Here is a 10,545-nt window from a genome sequence, read left to right on the forward strand (position 1 = left end):
GAGATTTTGGAGTGAGTAGAATGCTCAGGCGCATCGTGGGTAGGGGGGGGGGGGGGGAGGGGTTGTGTGGGGCGGGCCGCGCGCCCCCCCCCCCCCCCCCCGCACCGTTGTTGCTAGGCGTACACCCTCAACCATCCTGCGGCGATGGAGAATCCACCGGTGGAGGCAGCGAGGAAGGTGAGGGCGAACACCAGGGCGTCGGCTGTCGAGGACGTGTCGGCGGGGATCGCCAGGAGGACGACGGCTGCGAGGAGGAAGCTCCCGATCGCGATGGCACCGGCGGCGGCTACGGTCGCATACCCCTGCGGAGGACGACGACCAGGCGCTCGATGACGTCCGGCCGGGCCGCGCCGAGGTCGATCAGGAGGACGCCGGTCTCCTTGACGAGGCGCCAGTCGATGCCGAGGGAGGGGAGTTTCACCTCGGCGGCGTGCAGGACAGCCTGGAGGTCGTCGAGGATGTCGGCCGCGTTGCGACGGTCCTCGGCCGTGATCTTGTCGATCATGCTGCTCATGGGGCATCTCACTGTTCGGTGTTCGTGATCCAACGCGCTTCGGTGTCCCACTCGATGCCCCCGCCGAGGGGCCGGAGGAAGACGCTCCCGTGCTGCCACCCCATGAAGGCGGCCCAGCACCCGGAGCGGACGTCGAAGACCCGCTCGCCGATGGCGGAGGGGCGGTAGGGCTCGACCGGCGGCGCTACCCGTCGCACGGGCGGCGCCGCCGGGGCGATGACGTGGTCGGCCAAGCCGGCCTCCGGGATGGAGTCGCCGCACCGGGGACACCGGCAGGGCGGAAAGCTCCGCTGGAGGATGATGCTTTCGCCAGATTGCGTGCTCGTCATATGTACTTCTCTGCTGAAGTAGGCGCCGAATCGGCAGTGGCCATTTGTGACTCAAGAGTCCCGCCTCGAAGCTAGGCTTGGGAAGAAGCGGCATGTCCCCACCCCTCTTGAAGACATCCGGAGGCCCCCAGGTGCCCGCACATCCCCGCAATCTCGCCCCTGGCCGATCCGCACGGGACTTCTTCGGGGCCGAGCTCCGTCACTACCGGACGTGCGCGGGCATGTCCATCGCCGAACTCGGCGAGAGGGTTCGCTACAGCAAGTCCCACCTGGCCAACATCGAGGCCGCACACAGGACCCCGCCGCCGGACCTCCCTCCCTTGCTCGATTCCGTACTGCCTTCCGGCGGCTTCTTCACTCGATTCTTCCCACTCGTGGCCAGCGAGGTCGTCGCGGACGGATTTCGACGCTATCTGGCGCTTGAACCAGCCGCAAACACACACCTGAAATTTTCACTAGTGGTCCCGGGTCTGTGGCAGACAGACAACTACGGCCTCGCATACCTTCGATTGGGCCATCCGCGAGCATCGGACCAGGCAATAGAGGAGCTGTGGAAGAGGCGAAAGGCCCGGCAGCAAATCCTGCACTGCTCCAAACCGCCATTCATGTGGGTAGTTCTCGACGAAGCGGCCCTGCAGCGAGTCATCGGCAGTCCAGACATCACCTGCAAGCAGATCCGACACATCATCGATATCGCCCGAGGCCCGGACGCCACCGTGCAGATCCTGCCCAGTGGTCGAACCCACGCTGTCGTCGGCGGTTCACTCACCATCCTCCACTTTGACGATGCCCCTCGTGTTGCCTATGTGGAGGGCCTGCTGCCCGGCCACCTCATCGAGACCCCCGACCAGGTGACCGGTTTTGCGCTCTCCTACGATGCGCTCCGGGCCATGGCCCTCTCACCCGACGAATCACTGCTGTGGCTACATTCGGCACTGAACAAGCTTGCAGTGGCCGAGAGTTGACAGCACGTTTTGTGAATGGTCGCCACGCAGGCAAAGATGTGAAGCCAGTCGACGATTCGGCACCGTCTTGAGCTATGGGGGAGCGCGCCTTGCGACCAGCCGGCCATCCGGATCCGTTGAGCTTCGACCTCCTTGGACAGCTCTGCGTGCAGCGCGCCGGGATGACCATCGGGCTGGGGGCGCCTCGGCAGCGGGCGGTGCTGGTGTCGCTGCTCCTGCGGCCGAACGCCGTCATCGCGACCGACCAACTGGTCAATGACTTATGGGGCGACGAACCGCCCGGATCTCCCGTCGTCGCCCTCCGCTCCTACATCTCCCAGCTGCGCAAGCTCCTTGAGCCCGTACGCGAGAAGCCTTCCCTCCTGCTCTCCCAGTCCGGTGGCTACCGGATCGCGGTCGATCCGGACCGCATCGACCTCTGGCGCGTCAGGCAGCTCCACGAACTCGCCGGGAGCCACCCGCACCAGGCCCGGGAACACCTCTCCGACGCTCTCTCGCTCTGGCGCGGCGAGCCGCTCGTAGACCTGCCCGGCCCCCTCATGGAGCGCGAGCGTCAGCGCCTCGCCGAGCTCCGCCTCACGCTCCAGGAGGAGCGGTTCGCGCTCGACCACTCCGCCGATCACCTCCCGGAGTTGGAGGCGCTCGCCGCCGAGCACCCCTTCCGTGAACGCCTCCAGGCCCTCCTCATCCGCAGTCTCCACCGCAGCGGCCGCACCGCCGAGGCCCGCACCGTTTACACCTCCCTCCACTCCCGCCTGGTCGAACACCTCGGGATCGAGCCCGGGCCCGAGGTCACCACCCTCCGCCAGGAGTTGGACCCGGATCAACTCCCCTCTTCACCACCCCACTTCACGGGCCGACGAACCCACGTCGCCGCCATCGCCCGCGCCCTGACCGACCGCACCACCGCCACCGGCCTGCGCCTGGTGACCGTCACCGGCATGGCCGGCGTCGGCAAGACCGCCCTCGCCGTACGCGCCGCCCATGCCCTGCGCCCGGACTTCCCCGACGGCCGTCTCCACGCCGACCTGCGGGGTGCCGACCTCGTCCCCGCCAGCGCCTCCGACGTCCTCGCCGACTTCCTGACCACTCTGGGCATCCGCCCGTCCGCCGTGCCCCAGGACCTCCCCGGCCGTTCCGCGCTCTTCCGCACCGTCACCACCGGCAAGCGGCTGCTCATCCTCCTCGACAACGCCCGGGACGACGCCCAGCTCCAACCCCTCCTCCCCGGCTCCTCCGACTGCGCCGTCCTCGTCACCAGCCGCACCGCGCTGCCCGGCATCCCGTCCGTCCTGCGGATCGCCTTGGACGTGTTCAGCCCCCAGGAGGCGATCGGCCTCCTCGACTCGGTCATCGGCGCCGCCCGGCGGTCCGCCCAGCACTCCGACGCCGAGGACCTGGTCGAGGCCTGCGGCCGCCTCCCGCTGGCCCTGCGGATCGCCGCAGCCCGGCTCGCCGCCTCCCCGGACCAGCCGATCGCCGACCTCCTCCGACGCCTGGCCGAGGACCGGGAGGGGCTCGCCGAGCAGGTCTTCGCGCTCAGCTACCGTCTCCTCCCCCCGCCCCTGGCCACCGCCTTCCGCCGATTCGCCTGGGTGGAGCCGGACATCGCCCTGGCCTCGGCCGCCGCCGTCCTCGACCTGCCCGAGTACGAGGCGGAGCACCTCGCCGAGGCGCTGGTCGACCAGGCCCTGCTGGAGTCGGTCGGCCCCGGCCGCTACCGCTTCCACGACCTGGTACGGGCCTTCGCCCGCCGGACGTCCCTGCGCCTCGACGAGGCCGAACGCACCACCGCCCACCACCGCCTGCTGGCCCTGCTGCTCACCCGCGCCCGGACGGCCTTCGCCCTCGCCGTCCCCGGCGACCCGGTCGCCGACGTCTTCGGCGAACCGGCTCCCCGCCCGGTCTTCACGGACCTGCCGGACGCCCGCCGCTGGGCCCGGGCGGAGACCCCCGGTGCCGTCGCACTGGCCGCCGCCGTCGCCTCGGGCGCCCCGGATGCCACCGCGGTGCGCTCCGCCGTCGACCTGCTGGTGGCCCTGAGCCCGCTGGGCCTGGGCGCCTTCGCCGGGCGGGCGGAGGAGGCGGCCCGCCTCCTCGTCGCCGCCTCCGAGGACGGCCGCGACCGCGCCGCCGAGGGCCGCGCCCGGTTCCTGCTCGGCACCGTCCTGCTCGGCCGGGCCCGCCTGGACGAGGCCGCCGAGCAGGCCCGCGAGGCCGCCCGGGCCTGCCGGGAGGCGGACGACCCGGCCGTGCTCCGGCAGGCCCTCAACGACCTGGGCCTGATCGCCCAGGCCCAGGCCCGGCACGAGGAGGCGATCACCGCCTTCGACGCGGCGGCGGCCCTCGCCCACCGCCTCGGCCACCGTTCCGGCGCGGTGGCGAGCACCGCGAACGCCGCGCTGTCCCGGGTCCGCAGCGGCCACGCCGAGGAGGCCGCGGACACCTGCCGCCGGCTGCTGTCCGAACCGGGCGGCGCCGACGCCGCGATGACCGCCTACGTGCACTACGTCCTCGGCCTGGCCCACCAGGAGCTGGGCCAACTCGACGACTCCGCCGATCAGTTACGCACCTGCGTGGACCGCGCGGGCCACGCCGGGGACCAGGACCGCGAGTCGGCGGCCCGGAGCCGGCTGGCCGAGGTACTGCGCCTGCTCGGGCGGGTCGAGGAGGCCGTCGACGAGGCGACCCGGGCCCTGCGGCTCGCAACGCGAGGTGGGCGACAGCGCGAACGCGTTCTCGCCCACCTGGTGTTGGCCCATGCGGTGGCCGCCCGCGGCGACCACCGCACCGCCCGTACTCACGCGGCGCAGGCGCACCGACTGCTCAGCGGCCTGGGCGCCCCGGAGTCCGCCGACGCCCGGTCGCTGCTGACGGCGCTGGCCACCGCCGACGGGTCCGTCACCGCCGACGGATAGGCCGCCCCCGACGGAGCGGTCACCTCTGCCAGATGATCAACCCCGTCCCGTTCCAGGCGACCTTGTTCGCCAGGCACTGCACGTCCGCCGACCCCCCGCAGGCCGACGGCGGTGCGGCCGGCGAGCCGTGCCGTACGGGATCCCCCGCCGCCACGGCGAACAGCCCGGACACCCCCGCCAGGACCACCGCACCGGCAACCGCGGCACGGGCCCGGCGGGCCACCATGCTTCGTAACACTTCCTGCTCCTCGCTCACGTGGGACTGCTGGACTCAAGCGCCCGCACGTTCGCAGCACCCGGTAGACAGCCGGTCAACACCCCGCCCCCGCGGCCCCCGGGCGGACGTTGGCAGTCCGTCTACCGCCCCTCGTGATCATTGAGCCCGGCACCGGGCCGCACCGGAGGCGTCAGGGAATCCCCGCCCTGACGCCTCAGTGGTGTTCAGCGCCTCGGCGGCCCGCTCTCAGCAGCCTCCGCTCGCCGGCCTCCGCTCAGTGGCCTTCCTCGACCGGGAACGCCCCGGTGGCCCAGTGCAGTCGCGCCGGGCCGCTGCTCGGCCGGTCGTGGTGCAGGTGGCGGCGGCCCTCGCCGAGCGGGCCGAGGTCGAGCGGGGCCAGGGTGCCGACGGCCAGGGCGGTGGACTCCTGGCCGGTGAGCGGTACGACCGTCAGGTAGGAGGCGTCGTCACCGCCCGACCAGTCGGTGAACTCGGTGCGGATCCAGCCGAACCGCTGCGCGCAGGACAGGCAGCGGCGGATGGACACCGAGAAGTGCGGGTCGGCCACCACGGCCGCCTCGTACGCGAAGCCCTCCCGCTGGCGCGCCCAGACCGCCTCCGGGTCCTCCCCGTAGCACTCCGCGCAGCCGAACGCCCAGTACCCTCCGGCCCTTCCACTCACACCGGCACCCTTCCCTCGTCGCGCTGCTCCGTACGGGCCCGGCCGGTGGTGGTCCGGCCGGGCCCGCCGTTCAGCCTACAAACGCTCAGCCCCAGTTGCCGACCAGCGGCTGGTCGCCCCAGTTGCCGAAGCGGGTGCCGTAGACGGTCAGGGTGCCCTCCTTGGACGAACCGTAGAAGCTGCGGTCACCGGGCCGGTAGACGCCGACGGTGTCGGTGCCGGTTCCGTCCCAGTCGCCCTTGATCGGGATGTCGCCGGTGTTGCCGTACTGGAAGGTGTGGTCGGCCTGCCCGCCCGGCGTGTTGGTGTCACGCAGGTAGAACGTCCGGGTGGTGGGATCGTAGGCGCCGATGGTGGTGCGGCCGCTGCCGCTCCAGTTGCCGACCAGCGGGGTCCACCCGGGGTTGCCGAACTTGAGCGAGTAGGTGGGGTTCGCGTTGTCGTCACTGAGGTAGAAGGTCTGGTCGCCGGGCCGGTAGACGCCGATGGTGGTGCGGCCGGTGCCGCTCCAGTCGCCGACCACCGGGAGGTCGCCGGTGTTGCCGTACCGGTACGTGCTGGTGCTGCCGTCCGCCTTGGACAGGACGAAGGTGGACGTCGCCCGGTGGTAGACGCCGATGGTGTCGGTGCCGGGGCCGTTCCAGTGGCCGGTCAGCGGGACGTCGTCCGCGTCGGTGAACAGCGCCGAGGTGCCGGAGCCGCCGAGGAAGACGTCGTTGTGGCTGTTCTCGCTGACGCTGCGGTCGCCGGGCCGGTAGATGCCGACGCCGGAGGCGGCCGGGGTCGGCGTGGCGTTGATCACCGCCGTGCCGATGGCGCGCTGGCGCTGGGTGGTGAGCGGCTGTGCGGTGCCCTGCTGGGAGTTGAGCCAGCGGAAGTTCTGGAGGTAGACCACCCGGGGGTGCTGGGCGGCGATGGCGCGGTAGTCGGCGTTGTTGGCCGCGATCTGGGCGTCCGAGAACGGCCCGCAGGCCCCCAGGCTCTGGCTGAACGACTCCGGGAACATCACCAGGTGCTGGTCGGGCGAGGCCAGGGCGCCCTGCAGAGTGGCCAGTTCCTGTTCCAGGGTGCCGCGGCCGGGGCAGTAGTCGTCGAAGCCGACCAGGTCGACGCCGCTCGGCACCGGCGAGGTCAGGTGGAACGGGTCCGTGGTGTACGCCAGCATCTTGCCGGGGAAGGCGTCCCGGACCTGGTTGACCTGGGTCTGCACCTGGCCGGCGTCGAAGCCGTGGTAGTACGGCTCGTCCAGGGTGTAGATCGCCGAGAGCTTGTCCAGGTTGGCGCCGATCCGGGCGGCCAGCCCGGCCAGCGCCGCCGGGGCGTCCGGGTTTGGCTTGCTCACCGGCCAGGTCGAGGGCACCGCGACCTGCTTGCTGACGTCGATGACGCAGGAGGCGGGGCGGCAGTAGTCCAGGAAGCCGGCGTAGCGCGGATCGGTGAGGTCCTGGCCGATGAAGTTGTTCATGGTGGTCCAGGGGAACAGCTCGGCGCTGTGGTCGACGCTGTTGTTGTACTGGTCCGGGTCCATGACGTCGAAGTAGCCGTAGTAGTCCAGCCCGCCGAGCATGCTGACCCGCAGGTCGTCGGCCGTGGTGACGGTGCCGGGGGTGCTGCGCTGCGCGCCGAGGTGGAGGTAGCCGTCCCGGGGCAGGGCGGCCGGGGTCTGACCGGCGAAGACGGTGCTGCCGTCCACGGTGACGACGGCCTGCCGGGCGGCGCCGCCCGCGAGGGTGAGCGCGACGTCGTGGGTGCCGGAGCCGGCCGGGACGGCGGCGCTCAGCAACGGCAGCGGCGTACCGCCCTGGTAGAGCGTGAGCGCGCCGTCGGCCTGGAGCCTGAGGCCGAGGGCGACGTCGTCGGTGTCCACCGCGCCGGTGGCGCCGGAGGCGTTGCTGACCAGCAGGGTCGCGGCGTCCGTGCCGCTGGTGCGGCCGACGGCCGGGGTCAACCGGGCGTGCACCGTGTAGGAGCCGGACAGGTCCGCGGTGGCGGGCTTGTTCAACCGGACGGCGGCGGTGCCCTGGGGGAAGGACAGCGCGTCGGGCGCGGCGGGACTGTTGACCCGCACCGAGCCCGCCGGGGGCGTCGCGGCCAGGCCCTTGGTGCCGGACACCGCCGTGTAGTTGGCCGAGACCAGGGTCGGCTGGCGGGCGCTCAGGTCGTCGTTCAGCCCGTCGTCGCCGCCCGCCGGAGCGCCGTCGAAGGTGTCCACGAAGGGCTTCGCCCCGGCCGTCGCGGCGGCGTCGATCCGGCTGGCGTTCACACCCGTGCCGTTGCCGTCGCCGAAGGTCGTCAGCTCGCCCGGGCCGGACAGGTACGCCCCCAGGTAGAGGAACGCGCTGCTCGGCCAGCGGTTGACCGACCCGGGGCCGGTGACGGTGAACGCGGTGCCGTTGACCGTCAGGGTCACCGCCTTGTCCGCCCCGGTCGACACCTTCACCGAGACCGCGTACCGGTCGGCCGGGGCCACCGAGCCCTGCCAGAAGGGGGTTTCGCCTCCGCCGCCGTGGAACAGCGCCAGCTTCCCGGCCGAGGTGACCGTCAGCCCCAGGTCCACGTCGCCGCTGGTGACGTACCCGTTGGCACGGTGGCTGCGGCCGAGCACCAGCGAGGCCCAGTCACCGCTGGAGGTGTCCCCCACCACCGGATCCACCACCGTGGAGACGGTGTACGTCCCGTCGGTGTCCGCGATCACCGGAGCGCCCAGCATGACCGCCGAGATCCCGGTGGTGAACACCAGCCGGTTCGGCTGGTCCGGGGTGCTGACCTGGACGTACGAGGAGTCCGGCGCCACCGAGGTGTCCCAGCGGCCGGAGGTCCTCGTCCAGGAGACCGTCCGGGCGCTGCCCTGCTGGCGCTGGTCCAGGCCGACGTTCAACCCGCGCAGCGGCGCGGTGTTGAGCGCCGGGCTCTGCCGGAACGAGTCGGCGAACGGGCCCGCGGCCGTGAGGTTCACCGGCACCGGAGGCGCCGCGGCGGGTGCGGCGGCAGGTACGGCAGCGGGTGCGGCGGCGGGCACGGAGGCGGGTACGGAGGTGAGGGCGGCGGCGGGTACAGAGGCGAAGCCCGCCGGTGCCACGGCCAGTCCGACCAGCACCGCCGCGGCCGTCAGGCCCCGGCCGGTGCGTCTTGTGAGTGTCACCGAGTCAACTCCCGGTCGTCGGAGCGGTCGGCACCGGGTCCGGGCCGCCGCAGGGGCGAGCTGCCCGGGCGTGCTCCCGCACACCGGTCCCTCCCCCCGCCGGGATGGTAGGCGATGTGTGCGAACGGCCGTGGCCGGTTACCGGATTCGGTACCGGCCCCTTCTCTTCGGACGCCGTTCGATATACGGTACACAACGCTTGTTACGTACCCATGTGCCAGGCAGGTCGGCGCGACGAGGCGCCGCATCTCCCCGCCCCCTCTGGAGAGTCCGCTGTGACCGAGCCCACTGACGCCACCGAAGCCACCGAGACCATCAAGTACCGCAAGAACGGCCTCACGCGCGGGGTGACCGAGGAACTCGCCGAGAGCATGAAGCGCGGCTGGGCCGACACCGAGCGCCACGCCCTCGAAGCGATCCCCCAGGCCGCCCACACCGAGCGCCGCCGGGCCGCGCTGTCCGCCGCCTTCCCCGGTGAACTGCTGGTGGTCCCGTCCGGCAACCCCAAGGTGCGGGCCAACGACACCGACTACCCGTTCCGCCCCTCCTCCGACTACGTCTACCTGACCGGCGACCAGTCCCAGGACGCCGTCCTGGTCCTGGAGCCCACCGGCGCCAGCGGCCACCACGCCGTGCTCTACCTGCGCAACCGCTCCGACATCGAGAACGGCGAGTTCTGGCTCGACGGCCACGGCGAACTGTGGGACGGCCGCCGCAACAGCCTCACCGAGAGCGAGAAGCTGTTCGGCCTGCCCTGCCGGGACGTCCGCACCGCACGCGCCGACCTGGCCGCGACCACCGCCCCGGTCCGGGTGCTGCGCCGGCACGACGCCGGGGTCGAGGCAGCCGTCGGCGGCCGCGCGAACCCCGAGCGGGACGCCGAGTTCGAGGTCTTCCTCTCCGGCCTGCGGCTGGTCAAGGACGAGTTCGAGATCGCCCAGCTGCGCCACGCCTGCCAGGCAACGGCCCGCGGCTTCGAGGACGTGGTGCGCGTCCTGGGCACGGACGCCGCGACGCCGGAACGCCTGATCGAGGGCACCTTCTTCGTCCGCGCCCGCCTGGAGGGCAACGACGTCGGCTACAGCACCATCGCCGCCGCCGGCCCCCACGCCACCACCCTGCACTGGGTGCGCAACAACGGCCAGGCCCGCCCCGGCGACCTGCTGCTGCTCGACGCGGGCGTGGAGACCGACGAGCTCTACACCGCCGACGTGACCCGCACCCTGCCGGTCTCCGGCCGCTTCACCGACATCCAGCGCAAGGTCTACGACGCGGTGCACGCCGCCCAGGAGGCCGGCATCGCCGCCGTGAAGCCGGGCGCGGACTTCCGCGACTTCCACCGCGCCGCCCAGCGCGAACTGGCCGAACACCTCACCGCCTGGGGCCTGTTCGGCGACCTCACCGCCGACAAGGTGTACGAGCTGGGCCTGCACCGCCGCTTCACCCTCGCCGGGACGGGCCACATGCTCGGCCTCGACGTCCACGACTGCGCCCACTCCCGCACCGAGGAGCACGTCGACGGCACGCTGCTGCCGGGCATGGTGCTCACCGTCGAACCGGGCCTTTACTTCCAGCAGAACGACCTGACCGTCCCGGAGGAGTACCGGGGCATCGGCGTCCGGATCGAGGACGACATCCTGGTCACCGAGGACGGCAACGAGAACCTCTCCGCCGACCTCCCCCGCGCCTCCACCGAGGTCGAAGCCTGGCTGGCCGCCCTGCGCGGCTGACGACCTGCGACCGACCACCGCAGTGCGGCCCCGGCAGCACGCCGGGGC

The 10,545-nt window shown here is 72.2% G+C and carries 8 protein-coding genes; 3 read left to right on the forward strand and 5 right to left on the reverse strand.

Translation table 11 applies throughout. The features are described from left to right. Positions 1-286 precede the first annotated feature (286 nt). A complete protein-coding gene (locus ACFWXO_RS37700; RefSeq protein ID WP_380400850.1) occupies positions 287-514 on the reverse strand; it encodes a hypothetical protein in 228 nt (75 codons plus the stop codon). An 8-nt stretch (positions 515-522) separates the two neighbouring features. Next, complete coding sequence (locus ACFWXO_RS37705; RefSeq protein WP_380529877.1) at positions 523-747, reverse strand: hypothetical protein; 225 nt, start codon at positions 745-747, stop codon at positions 523-525. Positions 748-935: 188 nt separating this feature from the next. Between ACFWXO_RS37705 and ACFWXO_RS37710 the strand changes: the two genes are divergently transcribed. Together ACFWXO_RS37710 and ACFWXO_RS37715 are read left to right on the forward strand one after the other, a co-directional pair. After that, a complete protein-coding gene (locus tag ACFWXO_RS37710) occupies positions 936-1,808 on the forward strand; it encodes a helix-turn-helix domain-containing protein (RefSeq protein ID WP_380529879.1) in 873 nt (290 codons plus the stop codon). A 116-nt stretch (positions 1,809-1,924) separates the two neighbouring features. Beyond that, positions 1,925-4,726: a BTAD domain-containing putative transcriptional regulator gene (locus tag ACFWXO_RS37715; protein WP_380529881.1), complete on the forward strand. Its 2,802-nt coding sequence runs from the start codon at positions 1,925-1,927 to the stop codon at positions 4,724-4,726. Positions 4,727-4,745: 19 nt separating this feature from the next. Here the strand turns inward: ACFWXO_RS37715 and ACFWXO_RS37720 are convergent, their stop codons facing one another. From ACFWXO_RS37720 to ACFWXO_RS37730, 3 genes are all read right to left on the reverse strand, one after another. Further along, the gene (locus ACFWXO_RS37720) at positions 4,746-4,964 is read right to left on the reverse strand and encodes a hypothetical protein (protein WP_380529883.1); all 219 of its coding nucleotides are present in this window, start codon (positions 4,962-4,964) and stop codon (positions 4,746-4,748) included. A gap of 253 nt (positions 4,965-5,217) precedes the next feature. After that, complete coding sequence (locus ACFWXO_RS37725) at positions 5,218-5,625, reverse strand: hypothetical protein (protein ID WP_375886400.1); 408 nt, start codon at positions 5,623-5,625, stop codon at positions 5,218-5,220. Positions 5,626-5,710: 85 nt separating this feature from the next. Further along, positions 5,711-8,767, reverse strand: coding sequence for a hypothetical protein (locus ACFWXO_RS37730; RefSeq protein WP_380529885.1), 3,057 nt, complete (start codon positions 8,765-8,767; stop codon positions 5,711-5,713). Positions 8,768-8,979: 212 nt separating this feature from the next. On the opposite strand from ACFWXO_RS37730, the gene ACFWXO_RS37735 reads away from it, so the two are divergent. Then, on the forward strand, positions 8,980-10,497 hold the full coding sequence (locus tag ACFWXO_RS37735; RefSeq protein ID WP_380529886.1) for an aminopeptidase P family protein: 1,518 nt from the start codon (positions 8,980-8,982) through the stop codon (positions 10,495-10,497). Positions 10,498-10,545: the final 48 nt, after the last annotated feature.

Source organism: Kitasatospora sp. NPDC059088 (assembly GCF_042738155.1).
Lineage (GTDB): Bacteria > Actinomycetota > Actinomycetes > Streptomycetales > Streptomycetaceae > Kitasatospora.

What these genes read in the sequence shown, in the direction of transcription:
- ACFWXO_RS37700 (WP_380400850.1), bottom strand. Translation starts at nt 514, where the DNA reads ATGAGCAGCATGATCGACAAGATCACGGCCGAGGACCGTCGCAACGCG.
- ACFWXO_RS37710 (WP_380529879.1), top strand. Translation starts at nt 936, where the DNA reads ATGTCCCCACCCCTCTTGAAGACATCCGGAGGCCCCCAGGTGCCCGCA.
- ACFWXO_RS37735 (WP_380529886.1), top strand. Translation starts at nt 8,980, where the DNA reads ATGTGCCAGGCAGGTCGGCGCGACGAGGCGCCGCATCTCCCCGCCCCC.